Source organism: Pseudomonas sp. MPC6 (assembly GCF_006094435.1).
Lineage (GTDB): Bacteria > Pseudomonadota > Gammaproteobacteria > Pseudomonadales > Pseudomonadaceae > Aquipseudomonas.
This window is the reverse complement of the sequence record NZ_CP034783.1, coordinates 4945051-4970044: the sequence shown is the minus strand read 5'-3', so window position 1 is coordinate 4970044 and position 24994 is coordinate 4945051. Positions and strand designations below refer to the sequence as shown.

The 24994-nt window shown below is 58.5% G+C and carries 28 protein-coding genes and 1 tRNA gene; 24 read left to right on the top strand and 5 right to left on the bottom strand.

From position 1 onward, the window contains the following. Together ELQ88_RS24885 and ELQ88_RS24880 are read left to right on the top strand one after the other, a co-directional pair. Positions 1 to 2145 (top strand): 3-hydroxyacyl-CoA dehydrogenase NAD-binding domain-containing protein, encoded by a 2145-nt coding sequence (locus tag ELQ88_RS24885; protein WP_138968409.1) that lies wholly within the window; start codon positions 1 to 3, stop codon positions 2143 to 2145. A gap of 94 nt (positions 2146 to 2239) precedes the next feature. Beyond that, entirely contained in the window at positions 2240 to 2968 is a 729-nt protein-coding gene (locus ELQ88_RS24880; protein WP_138968407.1) for an amidotransferase, read from the top strand. A gap of 117 nt (positions 2969 to 3085) precedes the next feature. Here the strand turns inward: ELQ88_RS24880 and ELQ88_RS24875 are convergent, their stop codons facing one another. The 3 genes from ELQ88_RS24875 to ELQ88_RS24865 all read right to left on the bottom strand — a co-directional run bounded on the left by ELQ88_RS24875 (position 3086) and on the right by ELQ88_RS24865 (position 6328). Further along, entirely contained in the window at positions 3086 to 4057 is a 972-nt protein-coding gene (locus ELQ88_RS24875; protein ID WP_138968405.1) for a magnesium and cobalt transport protein CorA, read from the bottom strand. Between the two features lie 148 nt (positions 4058 to 4205). Then, positions 4206 to 4928 carry a 1-acylglycerol-3-phosphate O-acyltransferase gene (locus ELQ88_RS24870; protein WP_138968403.1) on the bottom strand — a complete coding sequence of 241 codons (723 nt, stop codon included), beginning with the start codon at positions 4926 to 4928 and terminating at the stop codon, positions 4206 to 4208. 710 nt (positions 4929 to 5638) lie between these two features. Then, positions 5639 to 6328 carry a crotonase/enoyl-CoA hydratase family protein gene (locus ELQ88_RS24865; RefSeq protein ID WP_138968401.1) on the bottom strand — a complete coding sequence of 230 codons (690 nt, stop codon included), beginning with the start codon at positions 6326 to 6328 and terminating at the stop codon, positions 5639 to 5641. A gap of 307 nt (positions 6329 to 6635) precedes the next feature. Here ELQ88_RS24865 and ELQ88_RS24860 point away from each other — a divergent pair. Continuing rightward, positions 6636 to 6725, top strand: a tRNA-Ser gene (locus tag ELQ88_RS24860). Between the two features lie 184 nt (positions 6726 to 6909). Here the strand turns inward: ELQ88_RS24860 and ELQ88_RS24855 are convergent. After that, the gene (locus tag ELQ88_RS24855) at positions 6910 to 7449 is read right to left on the bottom strand and encodes a DUF1523 family protein (protein WP_138968399.1); all 540 of its coding nucleotides are present in this window, start codon (positions 7447 to 7449) and stop codon (positions 6910 to 6912) included. Between the two features lie 508 nt (positions 7450 to 7957). Here ELQ88_RS24855 and ELQ88_RS24850 point away from each other — a divergent pair. The 15 genes from ELQ88_RS24850 (at position 7958) to ELQ88_RS24785 (ending at position 21329) form a co-directional block, all read left to right on the top strand. Further along, positions 7958 to 8992: an ATP-grasp domain-containing protein gene (locus tag ELQ88_RS24850; RefSeq protein ID WP_138968397.1), complete on the top strand. Its 1035-nt coding sequence runs from the start codon at positions 7958 to 7960 to the stop codon at positions 8990 to 8992. A 59-nt stretch (positions 8993 to 9051) separates the two neighbouring features. After that, on the top strand, positions 9052 to 10179 hold the full coding sequence (locus ELQ88_RS24845) for a phosphoribosyltransferase domain-containing protein (RefSeq protein WP_138968395.1): 1128 nt from the start codon (positions 9052 to 9054) through the stop codon (positions 10177 to 10179). Then, positions 10169 to 10927 carry a trehalose phosphatase gene (locus ELQ88_RS24840; RefSeq protein ID WP_138968393.1) on the top strand — a complete coding sequence of 253 codons (759 nt, stop codon included), beginning with the start codon at positions 10169 to 10171 and terminating at the stop codon, positions 10925 to 10927. The genes ELQ88_RS24845 and ELQ88_RS24840 overlap by 11 nt, the downstream gene beginning before the upstream one ends. After that, on the top strand, positions 10920 to 12014 hold the full coding sequence (locus ELQ88_RS24835; protein ID WP_128873384.1) for a cysteine protease StiP family protein: 1095 nt from the start codon (positions 10920 to 10922) through the stop codon (positions 12012 to 12014). The genes ELQ88_RS24840 and ELQ88_RS24835 overlap by 8 nt, the downstream gene beginning before the upstream one ends. After that, positions 12014 to 12964 carry an HpcH/HpaI aldolase/citrate lyase family protein gene (locus ELQ88_RS24830; RefSeq protein WP_138968391.1) on the top strand — a complete coding sequence of 317 codons (951 nt, stop codon included), beginning with the start codon at positions 12014 to 12016 and terminating at the stop codon, positions 12962 to 12964. The genes ELQ88_RS24835 and ELQ88_RS24830 overlap by 1 nt, the downstream gene beginning before the upstream one ends. Next, complete coding sequence (locus ELQ88_RS24825; protein WP_138968389.1) at positions 12961 to 13632, top strand: HAD family hydrolase; 672 nt, start codon at positions 12961 to 12963, stop codon at positions 13630 to 13632. Before ELQ88_RS24830 ends, ELQ88_RS24825 begins: the two co-directional genes overlap by 4 nt. A gap of 89 nt (positions 13633 to 13721) precedes the next feature. Next, positions 13722 to 14306 carry a TerD family protein gene (locus ELQ88_RS24820; protein ID WP_138968387.1) on the top strand — a complete coding sequence of 195 codons (585 nt, stop codon included), beginning with the start codon at positions 13722 to 13724 and terminating at the stop codon, positions 14304 to 14306. Then, positions 14306 to 15475, top strand: coding sequence for a TerD family protein (locus ELQ88_RS24815; RefSeq protein ID WP_128873388.1), 1170 nt, complete (start codon positions 14306 to 14308; stop codon positions 15473 to 15475). The genes ELQ88_RS24820 and ELQ88_RS24815 overlap by 1 nt, the downstream gene beginning before the upstream one ends. A gap of 45 nt (positions 15476 to 15520) precedes the next feature. After that, positions 15521 to 15970: a tellurite resistance TerB family protein gene (locus ELQ88_RS24810; RefSeq protein WP_138968385.1), complete on the top strand. Its 450-nt coding sequence runs from the start codon at positions 15521 to 15523 to the stop codon at positions 15968 to 15970. An 11-nt stretch (positions 15971 to 15981) separates the two neighbouring features. Beyond that, positions 15982 to 17016, top strand: a complete 1035-nt coding sequence (locus ELQ88_RS24805; protein WP_128873389.1) for a TerC/Alx family metal homeostasis membrane protein — start codon at positions 15982 to 15984, stop codon at positions 17014 to 17016. Between the two features lie 31 nt (positions 17017 to 17047). Next, positions 17048 to 17623, top strand: coding sequence for a TerD family protein (locus tag ELQ88_RS24800; protein WP_128873390.1), 576 nt, complete (start codon positions 17048 to 17050; stop codon positions 17621 to 17623). A gap of 100 nt (positions 17624 to 17723) precedes the next feature. Further along, on the top strand, positions 17724 to 18302 hold the full coding sequence (locus ELQ88_RS24795; protein ID WP_128873391.1) for a TerD family protein: 579 nt from the start codon (positions 17724 to 17726) through the stop codon (positions 18300 to 18302). A gap of 283 nt (positions 18303 to 18585) precedes the next feature. After that, positions 18586 to 18723 (top strand): hypothetical protein, encoded by a 138-nt coding sequence (locus ELQ88_RS34195; protein ID WP_161599983.1) that lies wholly within the window; start codon positions 18586 to 18588, stop codon positions 18721 to 18723. A gap of 214 nt (positions 18724 to 18937) precedes the next feature. After that, positions 18938 to 20275 (top strand): serine hydrolase, encoded by a 1338-nt coding sequence (locus ELQ88_RS24790; RefSeq protein ID WP_138968383.1) that lies wholly within the window; start codon positions 18938 to 18940, stop codon positions 20273 to 20275. Positions 20276 to 20573: 298 nt separating this feature from the next. After that, complete coding sequence (locus ELQ88_RS24785) at positions 20574 to 21329, top strand: zeta toxin family protein (protein ID WP_138968381.1); 756 nt, start codon at positions 20574 to 20576, stop codon at positions 21327 to 21329. 99 nt (positions 21330 to 21428) lie between these two features. Here the strand turns inward: ELQ88_RS24785 and ELQ88_RS34190 are convergent, their stop codons facing one another. Next, positions 21429 to 21698 carry a hypothetical protein gene (locus tag ELQ88_RS34190; RefSeq protein WP_161599982.1) on the bottom strand — a complete coding sequence of 90 codons (270 nt, stop codon included), beginning with the start codon at positions 21696 to 21698 and terminating at the stop codon, positions 21429 to 21431. 111 nt (positions 21699 to 21809) lie between these two features. Between ELQ88_RS34190 and ELQ88_RS24775 the strand changes: the two genes are divergently transcribed. From ELQ88_RS24775 to ELQ88_RS24750, 6 genes are all read left to right on the top strand, one after another. Then, positions 21810 to 21998: a hypothetical protein gene (locus ELQ88_RS24775; RefSeq protein ID WP_128873412.1), complete on the top strand. Its 189-nt coding sequence runs from the start codon at positions 21810 to 21812 to the stop codon at positions 21996 to 21998. Positions 21999 to 22306: 308 nt separating this feature from the next. After that, a complete protein-coding gene (locus tag ELQ88_RS24770) occupies positions 22307 to 22678 on the top strand; it encodes a bacteriocin (protein ID WP_128873396.1) in 372 nt (123 codons plus the stop codon). Positions 22679 to 22869: 191 nt separating this feature from the next. Then, positions 22870 to 23304, top strand: a complete 435-nt coding sequence (locus ELQ88_RS24765) for a glycine zipper domain-containing protein (RefSeq protein WP_128873397.1) — start codon at positions 22870 to 22872, stop codon at positions 23302 to 23304. A gap of 128 nt (positions 23305 to 23432) precedes the next feature. Next, positions 23433 to 23621 (top strand): hypothetical protein, encoded by a 189-nt coding sequence (locus tag ELQ88_RS24760; RefSeq protein ID WP_128873398.1) that lies wholly within the window; start codon positions 23433 to 23435, stop codon positions 23619 to 23621. Positions 23622 to 23728: 107 nt separating this feature from the next. Further along, positions 23729 to 23947 (top strand): hypothetical protein, encoded by a 219-nt coding sequence (locus ELQ88_RS24755; RefSeq protein WP_128873399.1) that lies wholly within the window; start codon positions 23729 to 23731, stop codon positions 23945 to 23947. 311 nt (positions 23948 to 24258) lie between these two features. After that, positions 24259 to 24954 (top strand): HAD-IA family hydrolase, encoded by a 696-nt coding sequence (locus ELQ88_RS24750; protein ID WP_128873400.1) that lies wholly within the window; start codon positions 24259 to 24261, stop codon positions 24952 to 24954. The last annotated feature ends 40 nt before the right edge of the window (positions 24955 to 24994 follow it).

The window sequence follows — 24994 nt, the reverse complement described above, 5'->3', positions numbered from 1 at the left end:
ATGAGCGAAGCCATTCATTACGAAAAGGGCCAGGACGGGATCGTCGTCCTGACCATCGACATGCCGGGCCAGAGCGCCAATACCATGAACGCGGTGTACCGCGACGCCATGGCTGCCTGCGTCGCCCGACTGATCGCCGACAAGGAGGCCATTGCCGGCATCATCATTACCTCGGCGAAGAAAACCTTCTTCGCCGGCGGCGACCTCAATGAACTGATCAAGGTCGGCAAGCCCGAAGCCAAGGCCTTTTATGCCATGGTGCTTAACCTCAAGGGGCAACTGCGCACCCTGGAAACCCTGGGCAAACCGGTGGTCGCCGCGATCAACGGCGCAGCGCTGGGCGGTGGTTGGGAAATCTGCCTGGCCTGCCATCATCGCGTGGCGCTGGACCATCCATCCGTGCAACTCGGCCTGCCGGAAGTGACCCTCGGCCTGCTGCCGGGCGGCGGCGGAGTCGTGCGCATGGTACGCATGCTCGGTCTGGAAAAAGCCCTGCCGTATTTGCTCGAAGGTAAAAAAGTGCGGCCGCAACAGGCGTTGCAGGCGGGATTGATTGATCAACTGGCGAGCGATCACGATGAGCTGCTGGTCAAGGCGCGGACCTGGATTGTCGCCAACCCGACGGCGGTGCAGCGTTGGGATGTAAAGGGTTATCAGATTCCCGGCGGTACCCCGTCGAATCCGAAAGTCGCCCAGATGCTGGCGATTGCACCGGCGATTTTGCGCAATAAAACCCAAGGCACGATGCCCGCCCCGGAGAAAATCCTGTGTGCCGCGGTCGAGGGCGCCCAGGTGGATTTCGACACGGCGCACTTGATCGAAACCCGCTACTTCACCGAATTGACCACCGGCCAGGTAGCGAAGAATCTGATCGGCACCTTCTGGTTCCAGCTCAACGAAATCAATGCCGGCGGTTCGCGGCCCCAGGGTTTTGCACCCTGCGTCACTAAAAAAGTCGGGGTGCTGGGTGCCGGGATGATGGGCGCCGGCATCGCTTTTGTCAGCGCCGCGGCCGGTATTGAAGTGGTGCTCAAGGACATCAACCTTGCCGCAGCGCAGAAGGGCAAGGCGCATTCGGCGGCGCTGCTGGACAAAGAAGTCGCGCGCGGTCAGATGAGTACCGAACAGCGCGAGGAAGTTCTGGCGCGAATCCATACCACGCAAAGCGATGCGGACCTGGCCGGGTGCGACCTGATCATCGAGGCGGTGTTTGAAGACCGGGAACTGAAGGCCAAGGTCTCATTGGCGGCGCAAAAAATCGTCGGCGCGGACGCGGTGATCGCCTCCAACACGTCAACCCTGCCGATCAGCGGGCTGGCCACGGCAGTGCCGGACCAGAGCAAGTTCATCGGCCTGCATTTCTTCAGCCCCGTAGACAAAATGCCCCTGGTGGAAATCATCAAGGGTACCAACACCAGCGACGAAACCCTGGCGCGCGGGTTCGATTTCGTCCTGCAAATCAACAAGACCCCGATTGTGGTCAACGACGGTCGCGGGTTCTTCACTTCGCGGGTGTTCGGCACCTTCACCCATGAAGGCATCGCCATGCTCGGCGAAGGCATCAGCGCGCCGATGATCGAGACCGAGGCTCGCAAGGCCGGCATGCCTGTCGGACCTCTGGCGATCTCTGACGAAGTGTCCCTCAGCCTCATGAGCCATATCCGCCAGCAAACCGCCAAAGACCTGCAAGCCGAAGGAAAACCGCTGGTCGAGCACCCGGCGTTCGCCGTGATTGATTTGCTGCTCAACGAGTACAAGCGTCCGGGGAAGGCCGCTGGAGGCGGTTTCTACGAGTATCCGGCCGGTGGCCAGAAGCATCTGTGGCCGGGGCTGAAAAGCCGTTTCGAGCAACACGGCAGGCAGATTTCGCCGCAGGACGTGCGCGACCGGCTGCTGTTCGTGCAAGCCATCGAAACCGTGCGCTGCCTGGAGGAGGGCGTGCTGACCTCGACGGCGGATGCCAACGTCGGCTCGATCTTCGGTATCGGCTTCGCGGCCTGGACCGGCGGCGCACTGCAGTTCATCAACCAGTACGGCGTGCAGGATTTCGTCGCCCGCGCCCAGTACCTGGCCGGGCAATATGGCGAGCGATTCGCGCCGCCCGCGCTATTGCTGGAGAAAGCCGCGAAAGGGCAGGCGTTCTAAGGGACCGATGACGCATTCCGGGGCTTGCCTTGCCACCGTGTTTCGAGGCACGCTCTGGATGTGCATTATTCCCATCATGTGTCAGGTATTTTTTATGTCGTTACGCATCTGCATTCTGGAAACCGACATTCTGCGTCCAGAACTGGTCGATCAGTATCAGGGTTACGGGCAGATGTTCCAGCGTCTGTTTTCGCAGCAACCGATCGCGGCCGAGTTCACCGTCTACAACGTGATGCAAGGCGAATATCCCGGCGATGAACTGACCTTTGACGCTTACCTGGTCACGGGCAGCAAGGCCGATTCCTTCGGTACCGACCCTTGGATCGAAACCCTCAGGGCTTACCTGCTCAAGCGCTATGAGCGCGGCGACAAATTGCTGGGCGTGTGCTTCGGCCATCAGTTGCTGGCATTGCTGCTGGGCGGCAAGAGCGAGCGCGCGACCCAGGGTTGGGGCGTCGGCACGCATAACTACAAGCTCGCCGCCAAGGCGCCGTGGATGAGCCCGGTGCGGGAAGAGCTGACGTTGTTGATCAGTCACCAGGACCAGGTGACATCGTTACCGGAAAACGCCACCGTCATTGCCTCGAGCGATTTCTGCCCGTTCGCCGCGTATCACATCAACGATCAGGTGCTGTGCTTCCAGGGGCATCCGGAATTCATCCACGATTACTCGCGGGCGTTGCTGGAGATTCGTCAGGAGGCGCTGGGCGAGCAGATTTATCAGAAGGGCGTGGCCAGCCTGGAGCATCAGCACCATGGCGCTACGGTGGCGGAGTGGATGATGCGGTTTGTGGCGCATAAGCCGGATACGGCGCCAAGCTAAAAGCTTCGCTGGCAAGCCAGCTCCTACAGGTGTTTTGTGTTGATCATAAATCCCCTGTAGGAGCTGGCTTGTCGGATCGCCGCACCGCAGCGAATGTCACAGACGCCCCGGTGTCGGCTACAACCACCCGGATTTTTTGAAACTCGTCCACAAACTCACACACCCCACCGCAATAAACCCCAATACCCCGAAATACCCGTAATGCCAGGTCAACTCGGGCATGTTCTGGAAGTTCATCCCGTAAATCCCCGCCACCGCGGTCGGGAACGCCAGAATCGCCGCCCATGCCGCAAACTTGCGCTGCACCACGCTTTGGCGTGACGCCTCAAGCAACACCCCGACCTCGATCGTCTGACTGGCAATATCCGCCAGGGTTGTCAGGTCTTCCATCTGCCGTGTCACGTGGATCTGCACATCGCGAAAGTACGGGCGCATGTTCTTGTCGATGAACGGGAAACTCAGTTTCTGCAGTTCCTCGCCGATTTCCACCATCGGTGCCGCGTAACGGCGCAGCCGCAGGACATCACGGCGCAGACTGTGGAGTTTTTGAATGTCGCGCTCGTTCAGGGAACCGCACATGACATTGGTCTCCAGCTCATCGATCTCGGCATGGATCGCTTCGCCCACGGGCTGGTAGTTTTCGATCACGAAGTCGAGGATGGCATAGAGCACGAAGTCTTCGCCGTGCTCCAGCAACAGCGGACGCGCCTCGCAGCGCTGGCGGACATAGGCGTAGGACGCGGAGTGACCATTGCGTGCGGTAATGATGTAGCCGGTGCCGGCAAAGATGTGAGTCTCGATGAACTCCAGTTTGCCTTCATGGCGGATCGGCGAATAGGTGACGATAAACAGAGCGTCGCCGAAGGTCTCGAGTTTCGGTCGGCTGTGTTTTTCCAGGGCGTCTTCGATGGCCAGTTCATGCAGGTTGAACTGGCGTTGCAGATTGAACAGCTCCTGAGCGTTCGGCTCTTCCAGGCCGATCCACACAAAGTGGCCGGGCTTGGCTGCCCAGGCTGCGCCTTCGTCGAGGGTGATATTGGTGACTTTTTTACCGGCGCTATAAACCGCAGCAGCAACAACTCTACCCATGATGGTGGTTCACTTCTTAAAAGCAGATGGCAGTGGCAGGCAATGTTCAGCTTAGCCTTGTCTGCTGCTTGAGAGTCAGCAAAGTCTGCAGAGTTCGCAGGCAAAAAGCTTACGGGCAAAAGAAAACCCGCACCAGGCGGGTCTTCCTTCAAGCGGCTTGCAGCTGTCGGTCCATCGAGGCGATGCACTCGCGCATCTGCTCACGGCACTGCTCGATCAGCAGCGGCATGTCATCCAGGCTCAATCCAGCCGTAGGAATCGCTGGCAGCGAGCGGATCAGAATTTTCCCACTGCGCCAGCGGTTCAAACGCATGTGTTTGACGTAGGTGCTGACACACACCGGCACGATCGGCACGCCCGCCGCAATTGCCATCTGGAACGCGCCTTTCTTGAACGGCAACAACGCTTCGCCGAGATTGCGCGTGCCTTCCGGGAACACCCAGATCGAGGTGTCTTCATTTTGCAGGGTATGGGTGGTGGTCAGCATCGACTGCCGCGCCTTTTGCGCATTGCCACGATCAATCAACACATTGCCCGCCAGCCAGAACAGCTGGCCGAACAGCGGCACCCATTTCAGGCTTTTTTTGCCGATGCACACGGTGCGGCGCGGCACTACATTGCCGAACACGAACAGGTCGTAGTTGGACTGGTGGTTGGCGATGATCACGCAGCTGTCGGGTTTATCCATCAGCGGCCCGACTTCGGCCTTCACCCGTAAACCCAAGATACACATCGCCGGCCACGCATACAGGCGCGCGCACAATCGGCTGTTATCCGGATTGAACGGGCGACACAGGCCGAGCAGTACGCCAAGTACACCTGCCAGAATAAAATGCAGCCCCATCAATAACATGCGAAACACAAACAGCATCTACAGGCCCCACCGGGACAAAAGGTGGCGCAGTGTACGGATGTGCATTGTGTTCGGCAATTGCCGCTATGGCGTCAGGAGATGGGCGATGTTTGAGCGCATGTTTCCGGGTTATCGGTCAGGTGCGGTTTAGGGGGGGCTGTAGGATTTTCAACGGGGGCGAGATGAGCGATGTGGATTGTGTGTATATCCGTTTCTGCGGTAACGGCCGCTTATGGTTCCGCCCTTACGGCGGGTCACTTGCCACTCGGCCTCTTGAGGGGGCGGTGCATCAAGATCAAAAGCTGCAGGCGAGCTAACGCTCGGCCTGATGAGTGGTGAAAAGCAAAAGCCGTACGCCAATCCTCTGTAGGAGCCGGCTTGCCGGCGAAGGCGTCCGTTCAGTCAAAAAATTTTTCAGCTGACCCACCGCTTTCGCTGGCAAGCCAGCTCCTACAGTTGAACTGTGTGATGCCCAGCACCGGGTTCGCTGAAGTTGCCGTTGCTGTTGCTTTGGCTTCAGATCTGCCGCCCCTTTCCCAGAGGCCGAACGCAGGCGTTGCGCAGGGGGCCCCCGCCGTAAGGGCGGAACCCCAAGTAGCCGTTACCGCAGAAACGGATATGTGCCCCGACCAAACCAAACCAAACCAACCCAACCCCCCAAAAATCGCCGTCACCATAAACAGCATCACGCCACGATAGTCAGGCCATTCAACAGTGCAGCACTGGGCTTACCCCAAATGCTCCTGATCCAGGACGATCGCGTTATCCAGCGTCTCCAGCAGTACCTTGCGCGCCTTGAGCTTGGTGTTCTTGTGCGCCGTCATATTGATCTTCTTCAACTGACGCGCCGCAGCCAACGCCGCACCCTGCAACTCTTCGGCCGACACCACCAGATCAAGGAAACCGGCATCCACCGCGCTCTGCGGATTGAACATCTCGCCATTGATCACTGAACGGTGAAACGCCGATTTACCCAAACGATCTCGGGCGATCTCGATGCCGGCGTGGTGCATGGTCATGCCGATCTGCACCTCGTTCAGACCAATGCTGAACGGGCCATCGACACCAATGCGATAGTCGGCCGACAGCAGCAGGAAGGCCCCCTTGGCCACCGCATGCCCAGGGCACGCCACGACCACCGGGAACGGGTGCGCCAACAGGCGACGGGCCAGGGTCGAACCGGCCGTCACCAGCGCCACCGCTTGTACAGGGCCGGACGTCATCACCTTCAAGTCGTAACCGCCGGACAGAATCCCGGGCGTACCGGTAATGATCACCACTGCGCGATCAGTCACCGCCTGATCCAGCGCAGCATTAAATGCAGCGATCACGTCTGGCGAGATCGCATTGACCTTGCCATTGCTCAAGGTCAGGGTCGCGATACCGTCTTCGAGATGGTAGGAAATCAACTCACTCATGACGCTATTCCTTTCAATGAAGTAGGGCAGACGTTACCCAGCGCCATAGGCCAGGTAAAGCGCTATGACTGACCCGCCAGTCACCCTTTCGCCGCCCGCCAGGCGTAGCCGGCCATGCTGGCCGTGCATTGCCCTCTATAGAGAAGGGGGCGGCGAGCCGGAGATTGGCAGGTTTGCCATGGCCCGAAACCCGTCGCCACGACTAAATCGCTAACCGCATGAAAATTCTGCAAAAAAAGTTTGCCATCGGAAAAGCTTTCGACTACATTAGCGCGCCTCGACAGACAGAACTTGTTTGAAGAGATACGGTGAAGTGTCCGAGTGGCTTAAGGAGCACGCCTGGAAAGTGTGTATACAAGAAATTGTATCGAGAGTTCGAATCTCTCCTTCACCGCCAAATTCGATGTAAGCAAAACCCCTGATTTCGTGAGAAATCAGGGGTTTTGTGGTTTCTGGCGTCTGAAAAAAAGGGCGAGTCAGATGCGCTCGCCTGACAAGTGGGTCCAGATAAGGATTTTTGGGGGCCGCCGGATGGGCTTGATACCGCTTGCCTCGATCGTTTGCACCAGCCCCCCGGGTGATCAGTTCATCGCCATGTCGCCACGGCGTTTCAGGCGGCGCCGTAAGACAACGGCGACAACAAGCAGCAACAATGTCGTCACGCTAAAGAAAATTGTGTTGAACCACGGGAACGGCTGATTTCGGCTAGTCGTTGCTTCGATGTGAGTAATGTTAGGGAAGACCGACAGGATCTTGATCCGCCAGCCGTAGTAGCGGATGAGCGCCAGCTGTTGGGCATCGCGGGAATAACCCTGGGCCTTGGCCTGCACATCGGCGGAGTCGAACTTGAAGTACCAGGGGAAGCTCCAGCCGGTATCTTCGTTGCGATAGACCACGACCTGCTTCGTGTCCGGGTCCTCGGTATTGATGAAGTAGACATCCCGGGTTGGGCCGTCCGCAGGGTTCTCGGCATTGATCACGCCGTCGTTGTCGACGCGCTTGACTTCGACGCCGGTGATCAATACCACCTCGTGTCGAGGCAGCACGTAGTAAAGCCCTAGCGCGCTAGCACCGACTACCAGGAAGATCGCACCCAGTACCAACCCCTTTAACCACTTCATGTACGCACTCCGTTTTTAATTAGCGGAATTCTGCCCCAATTCCGCCGATCACGGACAGTGTTTAATTCTGACTGGGCCCGATATCTGACCGTAGACATTCGTTGAAACGATTTACTGTCCGGCATGCTCGATAACACACAGAAACCCGACATGAATTGACTTAGTGTGTGCAGCGTCGTGTCGGGGCTATTAAACGCGGAATATTGATACAAGGTAAGTCTGGCCGAGTTAACGAGGAACAAACTGATTATTATTGGTCGGCGTAATAATCCAACGGGCACTTATGTAAAGAGATGTTTCGGTTTTTATCTATTTAGAAACATTCGCACACTTATTCGCGAGCCGTTGTTTGATCAGGATTTTTTTAACAAGTTGGCATCGGCGCCACGCATCGCCTTCAGTCACAGATCGGACCGTTATCGTCCCCTCCTTTCCATTGGAGTTCAGGCCGCTGTTATCTCAGAGGAGGGCAGCGGCGGCGGACGTGCAAATCTTTCAGGAGCTCCACATGATCTGGTTACTCGAAGGGCAATCCAGCCAGCGCGATATCATCATTGGCGCACGCGAGGCGTTGCCAGCTGCTGTGAAGATTTTTGCTTCCCACCGTCAAGACCGTCCCGAAATCACCGGGCTCGCCGATGTCGGCCTCAAGGAGCCGAAGGACAACCTGGAACGTATCGAATGGGTGATTCAAACCGCTCGGGCGAACAACATCAAGGTCATCCTGGCCGGGCGTGAGGGCAGTGTATTTGAACGGGCCCGGCCCCGGTTCGAAGCATCGGGCCTGGTCCTTGTGACGGGTGGACTATCGATCGACACCTTCAACAGGGTCGACGACAAGAGTCTATTCACCGCTGAGGCAGAGCGCGCAGGCCTGGCCTGCGTACCTGCAATCACTGTGACTGACGCCAGGGAACTGGCTGCTGCCTATGAAACCCTTTCGGCAGTGGGAGAGGTTTGCATCAAGCCTGCAGTCGGGATCTATGGTCAAGGCTTCTGGCGATTTACCCAAGACGCTGATCCTTTTCGTTGCTTTGCCAATCCGGACGCGCGTGAAGTGCGCTTCGAGACCTACCTGCAGGCCTACTGCGCGGGCTCCGCCCGACCACCGATGCTCGTGATGCCCTACATGGCCGGTAACGAATGTTCGGTTGATATGGTGTGTGAGGCAGGTCATCCAGTGGCCTTTGTCGGTCGGCGCAAAGAAGGCCTGTATCAGACATTCGAGCGCGACGGCGCAGCGGTGGAGCTGGCGCTCGAGGCCGCACAGCACTTCAACTGTGACGGTATCGTCAATGTACAGACGCGCGATGACGCCAACGGCAAGCCTCACCTTCTGGAAATCAATCCTCGCTACTCGGGCGGTATCGGTTACACCCGTGCGACTGGAACAAACCTGCCAGGAATCTTTGCCGCTCGCCGGCTGGGGCTGAAGGAACCGGCGACCGTCTGGCGGTCGGGGGTGCGCGTGAAGGCCCTTACCGTTGCTGTTCCAGTATCGGCCGTGGCGGATCGAAGCCAGCAATCCGTAACCCCGTTTTGATTTGAAGCCCACGGAAGAGGCGTCAGGTTATCGACCTCCGCCAACCTAGGAATGTGTTCATGGAACGTAACGCCGCGACAAAAATGCTTAGCGCGCAACTGGTGCGCGGGCGACTCGACGTCAACGTCGAAGAATGTGTCATCGCCCCCGACGCACTGTTCGGATTTGCCGAGCGCCGTAACCCGAAGCGTGCGTTCCTGTTTGTGTCCAAAGTCCTGGGACGTCACATCCCCGTGCGGCCGTCGGTGATGAACGCAAGCTTTGAAAACCTGGCGGCGAAAATTCCTGCCGACTTGCCAGGCCCTGTGCTCGTGATTGGCATGGCCGAGACGGCAGTCGGCCTCGGCGCCGGTGTTCATCGTGCCTTCAGCGCCAGCCGCCCCGATGCCGTCTACATGGTCAGTACGCGTCACCCGACGGGTACCGAACTGTTCGCTCGATTCGAAGAAGAGCACAGTCACGCCAGTGCGCACCTGATCCACCTGCCCGTCGATCCCGATGTGCGGGAAATGATGTTGAACGCCCGTTCGCTGGTGCTGGTCGACGACGAAGCATCCACCGGCAAGACGTTCATCAATCTGCACCGCGCGCTGGTCGATGCCGGCCTGAGCAAGGTCGAACGGGTCGTCACCTGCGTTCTGACGGATTGGTCCGGCGGGGCTGTGCGCAACACCATTGGCACCTCCACCGATCAGGTTTCCCTGTTACAGGGGGCCTACCGCTTTATCGAAGATATCGACGCCCCGTTACCGCAAATGCCCTCCGTAGGCACCATCGCCGCTGGCGTGTGGCCGCTGTCGCCAGGAAACGACTGGGGCCGTCTGGGCGTGCGCAATGTCGAGGACACCCTGGCACCCGAGCTGCAGGTCGCAGCAGGTGAGCGGGTCCTCGTGGTCGGCACCAGTGAGTTCGTCTGGCGTCCCTTCCTCCTCGCCGAGCGCCTGGAACGTGCTGGCGCCGATGTGCATTTCAGTTCCACGAGCCGCTCGCCCATCGCGCTTGGCCATGCCATCGGGCACGCATTGTCGTTTTCGGATAACTATGGTCTCGGCATCCCCAACTTCCTCTACAACGTCAGCCCCGGTCAGTTTGACCGCGTGCTGATCTGTTCGGAGACCCCGGCCCAGGCCGTCCCCGCTGAATTGGTTGCTGCCCTGAAGGCTGAGGTCATCGTCGATGAGCAGTAATCGCCCCCTGGTGTTGATCGACCTCGATGACACGTTGTTTCAAACCGCTCGCAAGATGCCGCCAGGCGCGCCACGCCATCCAGCGACCCTTGATGTGGACGGCCAACCGAATGGCTACATGAGCACCGTTCAGAAGTCTTTTGCTGAATGGTTGCTGGCGACCGCCGATGTCGTGCCTGTCACTGCCCGCAGCGTCGAAGCCTACAGTCGAGTGAAACTGCCTTTCAGCCTCGGCGCCGTATGCTCACACGGCGGCGTGATTCTTGGTCCTGATGGAAGGCTCGATCATGACTGGCATGCCTACATGTGCGAGACGCTCGACAGCTTCCAGAATCGCCTGCCGGCCCTGAGCGAGGCGACGCTGGCAATCGGCAAGGAGCTTGGCATCTCGTTGCGCGGTTGGGTGGTCGAAGAGGAAGGTTTGCGCAACTACGTGGTGACCAAACACAACGAATCCAATGACGATGTGCTGAACTTGGTACTGGCTGAAGTCCGGGCTCGAGGGCTGTTGGACGGTATGCACGTCCATGGCAACAGTAATAATCTGGCCTTCCTGCCGGCTGGCCTGTCCAAGCGTGTGGCCGTTCAGGAATGGCTGCGCCGTGACCGCGAGGTCAATGGCGAACGTCCCGTGCTGGGCTTTGGCGACAGCATCACCGACCTGGGCTTCATGGATGAGTGTCACCTGTGGGCCACCCCGGCGCGTAGCCAGCTGGCCAGGCTGGTGGGGGGCGTGATCAATGGTTGAGCCTGTTCGCCACCTCAACACCGTGGGCAGCGGCAGCTACGCACCTGAAGACGTGCACTTCCTACTGCAGCCGGTGCAGATGCAAGTAACGGATGTCGTCGAGAAGGAGCGTCTGATCCAGACCAGGCAGAAGCACTACTCCGAGATGATCAGTCTGGAGAGCGCTCCGACTGCCGTTCACCAGGCGCTATACGAGCGGGCACTTGCGCAGAATGGCACGCGTATGGCCACGGACGTTCAATCCCTGGCGCTTGCATTGAACGAGGCCTGCGCCGGCGCTTGCATTGTGCTGGTGTCCTTCGTGCGTGCAGGCCTCCCGCTGGGTGTACTGCTGCGCCGCGCGCTCATCGACATGGGCCGTAACACCTACCACTATGGAATCAGCATCGTCCGGGACCGCGGGATCGACACCGTTGCGCTGGAAGCGATCATCCAGGCCCATGGTGCCGAGAACATCGTGTTTGTCGACGGCTGGACGGGCAAAGGGGCGATTTCTGCCGAGATCAAGCGCAGCCTGAATGGCGACTCGCGCTTCCCGACAGATCCACGGTTAGTGGTGCTGGCCGACCCTTGCGGCCGAGCCTGGCTATCGGCCTCGGCGGAGGACTGGGTCATTCCGTCCGGCATTTTGGGGGCCACTGTTTCCGGCCTCGTCTCGCGCTCTATCTGGCCAGTCGATGGCGGACTGCATGGTTGCGTGGTCTACGACCACCTGCGAGAGCACGATGTGACCCGTGATTTCATCGAGCAGATTGAGACGAAGCGCCGGGCATCAGGGGCGGTGGCCCAGGCATCGCCGTGGACAGTCAGTCAAAGACTGGAACTCCAGGCAGCCGCTTCAGCGGTGGTCGAGTCGTTGGCCAGACGTTTTGATATCTCGAATCCGAACCGGGTGAAACCGGGAATCGCCGAGGCTACCCGTGCCGTACTGCGCCGTGTACCTGACCGGGTCCTGGTCCGGGATCGCCGCGACAGTGACGTTCAGCTGTTGCTGCACCTTACCGAGGGGGCGGGCGTTACCGTGGAGGAGGCCGGTGCTGATCTGGGGCCTTACCGGGCGGTGACCATCATTCGGAGCTTGAGCTGATGCAGAGGCGCTCTCCCTACGCCCTCGGGGCCACGCTCTATATGCCGGCCACGCGAGTGGATCTGCTCGACGTCGTTTTTCGCAGGAAGCTGCCAGAGCTTCGGTCGCTGGTGGTTTGCCTGGAAGACGCAGTGGCGGACATCGATGTCGACACTGCGCTGCGCAATCTGCATAACCTGCTGACGGCGATTGATCAACGTGGTGGCCGCCCCGCGGAGGGTCCGCTGTTGTTCGTCCGTCCTCGAGATTCGCAAATGGCGGCCGTACTGAATGAGTGGCCGCTGATGCGGCACGTTGACGGGTTTGTCGTGCCGAAACTGACGCTGCGTAACCTGGTCGCATGGGAACGGGCGGTCACCAACCCTGACCTGTTCCTGATGCCGACCCTGGAAACTCACGACGTATTCAATCCGGGGGCGATGGTCGAATTGGGCCATGCGCTCAAGGCCAACCTTGACCAGCGAATCATTGCCCTGCGCATTGGCGGGAACGATTTGATGGGGTGTCTGGGCCTCCGACGCAACCCTGCGACAACGCTGTACCAGACGCCGATGAGCTTCGTCATACCGATGTTGGCCGGGATCATGGGCTCGCAGGGCTTTGCCCTGACCGCCCCTGTATTCGAGCAGCTCGCAACGCCGGACTTGCTGAAAGAAGAGCTGGAGCTGGATATCGCCCATGGCCTGGTCGGCAAGACCGCGATTCATCCCAGCCAGATCAGCATCATCCAGGACACTTTGCGCGTCAGCCTCGAAGACCTGAACAGCGCGAAGCTGATCGTCAGCGACGTTGCCCCCGCCGTGTTCAAGCACAACGATGTGATGTGTGAGCCTGCGACCCACTACAAGTGGGCAGTCAAGATCCTCGAGCGTGCGCAGTGGCACGGCGTGAAGCAAGCAGAAGTCGGCAGCGGCGAGCCGCCGATCCGCTTGGCCGAGGCTGTTCGATGACACAGCCATTGCTCGAAACGGATGTGCGCGGGAAGAAGGTGCTGTCGGTCTTTGACTTCGACGGCACCCTCACCCGGTATGACAGCTTCGTCTCATTCCTCAAGTTTGCCTTTGGCACGCGAGCGTTCAGTCGACGCATGCTGATGCTCACGCTACCGGGCATTCGTTTCCTCGCGCGGCGCATGAATCGAGACCAACTCAAGGCGCATTTGATCAGCATGTTTCTGACTGGCGTTGAAGCTGCGTGGGTACGGCAGCAAGCAGAAATGTTTTGTACGGAGTTTTGGATCCGGTTGATGCGCCCTTCAGGGTTACCATCCCTTGCCGCCGAGAGGGAGGCCGGTGCCATGGTAACCCTGTGCTCTGCATCTCCCGTCCTGGTGCTTCAACCTTTCGCGGATCGCCTAGGCGTCAAGCTGATCGGCACGGAGCTTGAGGTGGTCGATGGCGTGCTGACCGGGCGCATCGCCGGCAACAACTGCAGGTGCGAGAACAAGGTGTTCAGGCTCGAGGCGGTCTATGGACCGCTGGGTCAATACCATCTCAAGGCATGGGGTGACACCCGTGGCGACCATGAATTGTTGGCCGCGGCGCAAGAAGCGCACTGGCGACAGTTTCATCCTGCGTGGCGTCGTGGACGCCAGTACAGGACCCAGGTCGGGAATTGAGGTGCGGGCGATGTTGCCCTCACCAACCTGCGAATGTCGGTCAAACCTGATCACCTCGCGAACACTGAAGGTCAACAAGGAAAGTACAGATGGCACTTACTCTGAGCAAAAACCAATCCATCTCGCTGGAAAAAACGGCTGGCGGTGGACTGACCAATATCAGCCTCGGCCTCGGCTGGGATCCGGTGAAAGCCGGCTTCCTTGGCAAGCTGATGGGCAGCGGCGGCGCGATCGATCTTGACGCTTCCTGCATCCTCCTCGACAGCGACCTGAAATCCATTGATCTGGTGTGGTTTCGCCAACTGCAGTCCCAGGATGGTTCGATCAAGCACTCGGGCGACAACCGCACGGGTGACGGTAATGGTGACGATGAAACCATTTACGTTGACCTGCAGCGCCTGCCTGCGTCGGTCAAGTATCTGGTGTTCACCGTAAACAGCTTCACCGGGCAGACATTCGAGAAAGTGGAAAACGCCTACTGCCGTATCGTGAACGCGGGCAACAAGTCGGAGCTGGCACGTTTCAACCTGTCCGAGCGTGGCGGTCATACCGGCATCGTCATGGCGAGCCTGGTACGCGAAAGTGGTGGCTGGGAATTCAAGGCAATCGGCAAGGTGACCAACGGCCGCACTGCAGATGATCTGGTGAGCCTGGCTGTTCAGGCCGTGCGCTGATGGCGACTCTCCTACCGGGTGGTAACGCAGCGGTTGCCACTGGCCAGCTTCGCGTGGACATCAGCTACTCGCCGATTCCCGGGGCTGAAATTGATGTCTCGGCCTTCGCGCTGGGCTCAGCAGGCAAAGTCCGTGGCGACGGCGATATGTGTTTCTACGGGCAAACCAGTGTGCTGGGTGGCGCGGTGCAGATGACTGAGTCGGCAGCCGGTCGCGCCGTGTTTACCCTTGATTTGAGCCGTCTGGAAGCGGCTGTCGAGAAAGTGGCTTTGACGGCCACGATCTATGAGAACAAAGCCAGCTTCGACCGTGTCTCGCAGCTCTCGGTCACGGTGTCAGGCGGGGTTGAAGCTCAACTTCCGACAGCTGGCATGAAGGAAACTGCACTCATCCTTGGCGAGTTCTATCGCCGCCAGGGCGAGTGGAAATTCCGCTGCGTGGCCCAAGGCTTTGCCGGAGGCCTGGAACCCCTGGCCAAACATTTTGGTGTCGAAGTCGCCGCCCCGACGCCGGCCCCCGCTCAAGCCGCTCCCCAGCCTGTCCCGGTCCCGCCAGCCGCACCGAAGTCTTCGGTCAGCCTGAGCAAGGTGACCCTCGACAAGGCACGCCCCTCGATCAGCCTAGAGAAAACGGCTGCCGGTTTCGGCGAAATCAAAGTGAACCTGGACTGGAACAAGGGCAGCGGCGGCGGTTTCTTCAGCCGTAGCAAATCCATCGACCTCGACGTCGGCTGTCTCTACGAACTCCAGGATGGTCGCAAGGGCGCGATTCAAGCATTGGGCGAATCATTCGGCAGCTTGGAGCATGCACCTTACATCCAGTTGATGGGCGACGACCGGACAGGCTCTGTTGCCGGAGGGGAGTGGCTGCACATCAACGGGGTGAAGTGGAGTGAGGTGCGTCGCATCCTGGTCTTCGCCTTCATCTACGAGGGGGCGCCTGACTGGAAAGCGACTGATGGGGTGGTGACTATCTACATTCCCGGTCAGCCAGACATTGAGGTCCGTCTCAACGAGGAGGGTGGGCGTGACGCCATGTGCGCGATCGCCATGCTGGAAAACGTCAACGGCGCAGTCAAGGTCTCCCGGCGAGTGGATTTCCACCGAGGGCATTCCGCGGTGGACAAGGCTTACGGTTGGGGCATGAGCTGGAAAGCCGGCTCGAAATAGGAATTTTGGAGGGTCCTCTGACCCTGCCTCTTGAGGGGAACTCAAATGCTTGCATGGCTTAAAACGAACGCGGCGAAAGCTCGAGAAACGCTGACCACCGAGGTCGCGAAATTCAAGAATCAAAAGTTCATGGATGCCACCACCGCAGGTTGCGCCCTCGTCGCGGCGGCGGATAACGACATCTCGGCGGCTGAGAAGTCGAAGATGATTGGATTTATCACCCACTCGCCTGAACTGAAAGTCTTCGACCTCAAGGACGTGATCAATTCCTTCAACGATCACTGCACGAAGTTCGAGTTCGACGTGCAGATCGGTCGGGCTGAAGCGCTGAAGGTTGTCGGCAAGCTCAAAGGCAACGATGGCGCTGCTCGCCTGTTGGTCCGGGTCGTATGTTCCGTTGGTGCATCGGATGGCGACTTCGACGAACAGGAAAAAGCGGCCTGTCGCTCGATCTGCCTTGAGCTGGGCCTCGACCCAGCCGATTTCGAACTCTAAGGAGCGGTACCGTGGAAGCTACTCAAATCGGATTCCCTCCGCTGACCATGGCTGTATTCGTCGGGATCGCGGTTGGCGCGCTTCTGCTCGACATGGTCACTCATCGTGGCGACAAGCCAATTTCGCTGGCCAAAGCTTCGATATGGTCGGTCTTCTGGATCGCCATCTCGCTAGCGTTTGCAGGTTTCCTGTACGTTGAGCATGGCCCGGAAGTCGCAAGTCTTTTCGTAACCGGTTACGCCCTGGAGAAAGTCCTGAGCGTGGACAACCTGTTCGTATTCATGGCGATATTCGCCTGGTTCAAGGTGCCGGATGGCCTGCGCCATCGCGTTCTGTACTGGGGCATCATCGGCGCTATCGTGTTCCGCGGCATTTTCGTTGCTATCGGCACCGGTCTCTTGGCCTTCGGACCCTGGGTTGAGATTGTATTCGCGCTGATCGTTGCGTGGACTGCAGTCATGATGCTGCGCGCCAAAGGTGATGGCGAAGAGGAAGAAGACTATTCCAAACACATGGCTTATCGCTTCGCACAGAAGCTGTTCCCAGTGTGGCCAAAGCTGTACGGCCATAACTTCTTCGTGACTCGCAAGGCCCTGGAAGTAGAGCTCAAGAAGCCAGAAAACAAAGGCATGACGCTGGCGGCAAAAGGCACCATCTTCGCTACGCCGCTATTCCTCTGCCTGGTGGTTGCTGAAGTGTCTGATGTCCTCTTCGCATTTGACTCCGTTCCAGCGATCATCGCGGTGAGCCGTGAACCCCTGATCGTCTATTCCGCCATGCTGTTCGCCATCCTGGGCTTGCGGACCATGTACTTCGTCCTCGAAGCGTCAAAGCGTTACCTGGTCCACCTGGAGAAAGCAGTCGTCGCATTGCTGTTCTTCATCGCGGTCAAGCTCGGCTTGAATGCGACCGACCACATGTTCCATCACGGCTACAACATTGACGCTAACACCAGCTTGTTGATCGTTATGGTGGTTCTGGTCATCGGCATCGTCGCGAGCTGGATCTTCCCTGACAAACAAGCCGCTCAGCCCGAAAGCAACTGAGCACTGGCATTTACCACAAGGAGCTCGACCCATGGCACTGACACTTCAAAAAGGCGGCAACCTGTCTCTCACGAAAACCGATGCGAGCTTGACCAAGCTCCTGATCGGTCTGGGTTGGGATCCTCGCGCCACCGATGGCGTTGAGTTCGACCTGGATGCCAGCGCCTTCCTGTTGGGTGCAAACGGCAAGGTGCGCAGCGACGCTGACTTCGTGTTCTACAACCAGTTGAAGAGCGTCGACGGCTCGGTTGAGCATACCGGCGACAACCGCACCGGCGCTGGCGATGGTGACGACGAAGTGTTGAAAGTCGACTTGAGCCGCGTACCTGCCGACGTCGACAAGATCGCATTCATCGTGACCATCCACGATGCAGAGGGTCGCAAGCAGAACTTCGGCCAAGTGGGTGGTTCTTTCATCCGCATCGCCAACGAAGTGACCGGCGCTGAAGTCGTTCGCTACGATCTGGCCGAAGATGCCTCGACCGAAACGGCAATGATTTTCGCCGAACTTTACCGCAACAACGGCGAGTGGAAATTCCGCGCCGTTGGCCAAGGCTTCGCTGGCGGCTTGAAGGCGCTGGCAAATTCGTTCGGCATGAATTTTTAAACCTGTGCCGTTGGACCAAGGTTTCGCTGGCGGCCTGGAGTCGCCAGCGAGATCACCGGCATGAACGCTAGATCGAACCCACGGAACAAGGAATCTGAAAATGGCTGTAAGTCTGACTAAAGGCGGCAATGTCTCGCTGTCGAAAGAGGCCCCCGGCCTGACCGAAGTAATCGTTGGACTGGGCTGGGACCCGCGCGTTACTGATGGCGCCAAGTTCGATCTCGACGCTTCGATCTTCATCGTCGGCGAGAATGGCAAGGTGCTCGATGACGCAAGCTTCATCTTCTACAACAACAAGAAATCTGCCGACGGTTCGGTCGAGCACATGGGGGATAACCAATCGGGCGATGGCGAAGGCGACGACGAACAAGTCACCGTGAAGTTGAATGGCTTGGCCGCTGCGGTGAAGAAACTCGTCTTCGCTGTGACCATCCACGATTCGGTAGAGCGCAAGCAGAGCTTCGGTCAGGTTGCCAACGCCTATATTCGCGTTGTGAACAAAGCGGACGGCAAAGAGCTGGCTCGCTACGACCTGAGTGAGGATGCTTCTACCGAGACCGCCATGATTTTTGGCGAGCTGTACCGCAGCGGTGAAGAGTTCAAGTTCAAGGCCATCGGCCAAGGTTTCGCCGGCGGCCTGAAGCCCCTGGCTGAATCCCACGGCGTGAGCATCGGTTAACCGACTGCTGTGCAGCCCTGAGACAGGTTTACACCTGTTTCACCCCAACGCCCGATGCACTGCATCGGGCGTTTTGTATTTTAAGGGCAAGTGCTTGGTGTCCGGCCACGTTCAGCGCCCCTTCGATAAGAGCGCGTTGGGTTAAAGTGAAGTCAGGGGTTTTATGATTTTTGGCGACTTTTATGGACCGGGGACATAGCTGAAAAAACGTAGGTTGTGCTAGGGAAAAAATTTCTCTGGCATTGCTTTATGGCTACCTGAGCAAAACCGGAGGAACTGACTAATGACCAGCAAGCTTCGCATTTCTGCTGTGCAACCAGTTGCCGGCAAACATGCCCTTGATATCGAGTGGAATAACGGCAAACGGCATACCGTTGATGTTACCGAACACATCAAGACCTTTCCCGTGCTCAGCCGCTGAAAGACCTGAAGCTGTTCGGCAAGGTTGCGGTGGGCGAGTGGGGATTGGACGTGACATGGGGAAATGATCTCGAACTCGCAGCTACGACTCTGCATCGTCTGGCCTTGGAGCAATCTGGAGAGGTCATGCCTGCTGCGTCTCCTTCGCAAGGCCTACCTTCAGCCTCTGCGTCCACCTGTTAAACTGCCCGATTCCCTCGAATGGAATCGACACCATGTCTCACCCCCGCATCTCCTCCCGCCGCCTGGCGGTGTCCTTCACAGCCGTATTGACGGCCTTCCTGTCATCCCTCAGCACCGCATCCACTCCCACAACCTTCCCCGACGCCGCCGCCAGCGACCCGGCGACACTAGGTTGGATGATGGGCTCCCCACCGCCCGCCGATCGCACCCTGCGCTTCGAGGATGGCAGCTATTACCAGTTCCCGGCGATGCGCTGGAGTGTGTCGAACTTCCGCCAACTCATGCCGACCATCAACGTCTCGCGAGGACTTGGCGCCCCGGTTCCCCTGCAATCGGCGTTGCGCAGCGACATCGACGCCCTCGGCTTCGTCCCGCTCGGCGCAAAGGCATCGATGACGTGGGAGCAATCCCTTGCGGCCACCTACACCGACGGGATTGTGGTGATGCATCGCGGCAAGGTGGTCTACGAACGTTACTTTGGCGTGCTGAAGCCTGAAGGCCAGCATGCGGCGATGTCGGTGACCAAGTCCGTGGTCGGCACGTTAGGGGCGATGTTGGTGGCTGAAGGGCGAATCGACGCGGATAAGCACGTCGCCGACTACGTCCCCGAACTGGCGAACTCGGCGTTTGGCAGTGCCACGGTGCGTCAGGTTCTGGATATGACGACTGCACTCAAATACAGCGAGGACTACGCCGACCCGAACGCCGAAGTCTGGGCCCATGCCAAAGCCGGCAGTCCCTTGCCCAAGCCAAAGGACTACACGGGACCGCGAAGCTACTACGAGTTTTTGCAGACGGTGCAGCTGCAAGGCGAGCATGGCAGCGCGTTCGCCTACAAAACCGTCAACTCCGACGTATTGGGCTGGGTCATCGCTCGAGTGACCGGTCGTAACGTCGCGCAGTTGCTGTCCGAGCGGATCTGGAGTCGGCTGGGGGCGGAGCAGGATGCCTATTTCACTGTGGACTCCATCGGCACCCCGTTTGCCGGCGGCGGCTTGAACACCGGCTTGCGCGACCTGGCCCGGTTTGGCGAGATGTTGCGCAATGATGGCGCGTTCAACGGTCAGCAGATCGTGCCCAAAACGGTGGTGGACGACATCCGCCATGGCGGCGACAAGCAGGCATTTGCCAAGGCCGGTTATGACTTGCTCAAGGGCTGGAGCTACCGCTCGATGTGGTGGGTGACGAACAAGGAAGGCGGCGCCTTCATGGCGCGGGGAGTGCATGGGCAGCGTATATATGTCGACCCGAAGGCCGAGATGGTGATCGTTCGTTATGCGTCCCATCCGGTTGCCGCTAATTCGGCCAATGATCCGGTGACGTTGCCGGCGTTTGAAGCGTTGGCTCAGCATCTTTCCAGGTTGCATTGACGGGGGATGCGTGCCAAGCGACAGACCGCTGTTGGGCAAGTTGTTTACCGGTCACTGCCGTAAATCCATTTGTAGGTTCTGCATGCTGTAGCCGATTCCTACATGCTATTCGGAATGTGCTGGCTTTCATTGTCGCCGTTTGCAGGTCAGTTTAAGTGTCCCGCCGACTATTTCTTCATCCCTTCTTTGGTTCATGCTCAAAGCACTGACACTCAAGATATCCGGGAAGACTGATAGTCAAGTCCACTGCTAGACGGCCGGGAACACGCTGAAACTGCGAATGAACCGAGCACTGAAAATGACTCCCGAAGAAAAAGCCGTAGAAGAGGAGGCGTTTGAGTTCGCCAAAACAAACCGCGCGAGGTTAGCGAGGACAATTGCTGATACCGATGCATTTCCTTCGGAAGCGTCTCCACTGACCGTGTTCATGGCTGGCTCGCCAGGGGCAGGGAAAACCGAGATATCAAAAGGTTTGGTGGAGATGCTTGAGCAGGGTGTTGCGGGGTGTACGGCAAAGAAAATCTTACGAATTGATCCTGATGACTATAGATGCTTGATTCCGGGGTACTCAGGTGGAAATTTTTATCTGTATCACCGCGCCGTGACGAAAATACTGGAACGCGTTTTGGACAGGGTCTTTGAAAAGCGGATTTCGTTTCTGCTCGATGGAACGCTAGCGAGCATCGACGTTGCGAAGCGAAACATAAGTAGAGTTTTGGCTAGCCAACGAATTGCACAGGTTATTTACGTTTATCAGGAGCCGAGGCTTGCTTGGCAGTTTGTTCAAGCCAGAGAGATTACGGAAGGACGCAACATCCCATTGGATACTTTTGTCGCGCAGTATCTTGCCGCGAGGAGGAATGTAGTCGAGCTTCGGAGATGTTACGGCGAACGATTTTACGTGGACCTGATTATCAAGAATAACGATGGTACGGCTTCATTTTTTGAACGGGGTGTCAGCGTGGAGCAGATTGACCCTCTGATTCCCGACCCCTATGATCAATTCGAGCTTGTAGAGCTTTTATCCGGAGTTCAAGTGTATGAGCGTAGCTAACGACGGGGCATCCAGTCCCTTGACCGACTTCTTCACGAAGGCATCTGCTGATACCAGGCGGGATGTCTATAACACTGTGATCAGCAAAGCCATTGCTTCTCAACGGGATGTTATTGAGAAGGCAGAAGCGATCAAAAGGGCGAGTTCTTCAGCGGAAAAACACCCCTGAAGATTAACGTTGAGAATTTCCAAGCCCAGCCAAATGCTGGGCTTTTTTTCGCGCGGGCGCTGCAGGCGGATGCGGTGGCGGGACTGGATGACGAGATCAGCATGCCGGCCGGGAAGGGCGCGATGGTAGTGGTATTCGTGACCGGGACGGCGTTCAAGCTGAAGTGAGTCGCGCCGGCCATTCGTCGGGGACGGGGTCATCTGAATTACAAGTCCAGTAATGACCGGCTAGTCTGAAACGCCTTGGCGATCGATATTATTCAGGCAAAAGGGCTTGCCGGTGTCGATCCCGTTTTTGAGAGGGGCGAAGATATGGCTGATCCGTATATCGAAGACGACGGCGCAGAGTTTCCGATCAACAACTGCGTGCGATGTGGGCAGATCGATTATGTCGCGGGCTTCGGCGAAGACCAGACCCGCAACGACAAGATGAAATCCATGGCGCGCCCTGGGCCGAAGGCGAAATTTTTACCCAAGGTAGCGGCACTGTCCAGGAAGTAACGCACCCGCCAACCCCGTCATCGAGCGAGGTTTTTCAGGCGTCGGTTAAATAATTGCCGGAAAGTGTTTTCCACGAAATCTTTCACAAACTTTTCACACCCATCGACGTAGTCTCAGCTCATCCGTTAGAAAGCAATACTCCAGCCCGTTTCCCCAGCGGGCTTTTTTTTGCCTGTCATAAAACCTTTCACGAAAACGCTGTCAAACCGTCGCTGATAGTGAGGTTGTGACCGTTTATCCGGGTCGTTGCCTCCTCAAAAGTATTCAATGACCGACCTTTCGGTTCCCCCTTTTTTGAGGTTCTCGTTATGCGTTTGACTCTGCCTGCTCTGGTTCTGGGACTTTTGGTTGCTCAAGGTGCGATGGCGGCCGGCGATGGCACTGCCGCGCTGGGTGGCGGCCTGGGTGGTGCGCTGGGTAATGTGGTCGGCCAGAACATGGGCGGCAGCACCGGCGCGGCGATTGGTGCCGGTGTGGCCGGCGCAGCGGGCAGTGCGGTGGCCGCACGCAAAGGCAGCCGGACCAAGGCCGCCATTGGCGGCGGTGTCGGCGCGGCGGGCGGTTCGGTGATCGGCAACAGCCTGGGCGGCAAGACCGGTTCGACCATCGGCGCGGGCCTGGGCGGTGCATTGGGCGGCGGCGTGGGCAGCAACCTGGCCAAGGGTCACAAGCGTCACTGATCCTGCGCGATCGCTTCTGAGCCCGGCTTGAATGCCGGGCTTTTAGTATCTGGATGTTTCTGTGCCCTTACTCTTCGATTCGCCAGCGGTCCAACACTTATCGCTGACCGGATTCAGCGGGCGCGGGTGCTAGACTCTCGCCCATCCGTAGTGCGTTCTTCCCCCCCGATACGGAATCAGAGGTTCATATCATGCGTTTGACATTGTCCACAGTCGTTCTGGGACTTTTAGTCGCTCAAGGAGCAATGGCTGCCGGTGACGGCACGGCTGCCGTAGGTGGTGGTATTGGCGGTGCGCTGGGTAACGTGGTCGGCCAGCAAATGGGCGGCAGCACGGGGGCGGCGATTGGTGCCGGCGTCGGCGGCGCGGCAGGCAGTGCGGTAGGTGCCCCCAAAGGCAGTCGGACCGAAGCGGCCATTGGCGGCGGTTTGGGCTCGGCTGGCGGCTCGGTGATTGGTAACAGTCTCGGTGGTTCGACCGGCTCGACCATCGGCGCAGGCCTGGGCGGTGCGGCGGGTGGTGCGGTGGGTAATAACCTGGGGACCGACAGCGGCAGTTCCCATTCCGGCAACGGCCATAAGCACAAGCACAAGAATAAGCACAGGAACAAGAACAAAAATCACTGATTCGACCCGCAATCAACGCGCAAACCCGGCCTGGTGCCGGGTTTGTCGTATCTGTGGCCCTGTAGCGGAACGATTGTCTGGCGGCCGCCTCGAACTTCATACACTCCCTGATTGTTGCGAGGACTGCCATGACGCCTGAAACCGAAGGCAAGGAAGAAAAAGGCCCAAGCGGGCTCCCGTTCATCAACGATCCCGGCAATGAAGACCCTGGCTCCCTGATGGATGACGCGACGGTGCCGCTCAACGATTCCGATGACGCCGGCGACGTGGGCAATACTGAATATGAAGAAGAGGATGAAGACGAAGACGAACAATGATCAGCCCCCGGGATCAGGCTGACCGATCGTCCGCCTGATCGAACCGTGGCCGATGTGCTGTCATCGAAAGTTCAGGACCTGGTTTCAGGCCCCCTGAGAGGTGTTTCATGAACGCTGACCCCAAAGATTCCGATATCGACGACACGCCTGAATACCCGCTGCCTTCTCCAACCGACCCGCTTCCCCGCGACCAGCGCCCGCCGGATGACGACGCGGGAGTGGAACAAGTGCCCAACGATGATGTGCGGCGCACTGACACTGATGTCGAAGCTGCACCTGATGATCCGGACATTGCCGGTAACGACGGCTCCAACGAGCCGAGTTGACGCACGTCCTCGCCGCCGGTCGATCAAGCGGCACCTTTAAAACGCGCAGGCTGCCAGAAATCAGGTGAGCAAATTTTAAAGGAGTCGCACCATGATCAGGTCAAAATTGACAGCCTTGGCGGTGGCCGGCGTGTTGTCGGGGGAGTGATCGCTGAATCGCGGTCATCCTCCAGCACAGGTTTTTGCATTCGTCGGGCGTGTTGCCGTTGCTCTATGACGGCCGCGCTCGTTATGCTGCTGAACCCTTTAATCAATCACGGACCGGGCGTTGCCTGATTCTCCGGGATGTCATTGAAAACGGATCAGATGCGATGAATGCTGCGCTGAATGAATTCGGCCCGATAAAGGCCGTGATTTTCGATATGGACGGCTTGCTGCTGGACACCGAGGGCATCTACACCGAAGTCACCTCCATCATTGCCGGGCGTTACGGGCGGACCTTCGACTGGAGCGTCAAACAGAACATCATCGGCCGTGGCGCGGGTGATCTGGCGCGGTATGTGGTCGAGGCGCTGGACCTGCCGATTACGGCCGAAGAGTTTCTGCAGATCCGTGAACCGCTGATGCGCGAGCGTTTTCCAGCGGCGCTGGCGATGCCGGGCGCCCAGGAACTGGTTCGGCATCTGAAGGCCAACAACATTCCGATCGCGGTGGGCACCAGTTCTTCGCGTCAGTCGTTTGGCCAGAAAACCACCTTGCACCAAGACTGGTTTGCATTGTTCGACTTCATCGTCACCGCTGACGATCCGGAAGTCGGCGCGGCCAAACCCGCGCCGGATATTTTCCTCACCGCTGCGCGCCGCCTGGGTGTATTGCCCGGGGACTGCCTGGTGTTCGAAGATTCGCCGTTCGGTGTCACGGCGGCGAAAGCGGCGGGGATGACGGCGATTGCGATTCCGGATGCGGCGATGGCCGACGAAAAGTACGCACACGCCGATGGCATTCTTCGTACGCTGAAGGCGTTCAATCCGAGTGCCTGTGGTTTGCCGCATCTCGACTGGGCTTGATGGGGGAAATGTAGGAGCGAGACCGGCTTGCTGGCGAAGA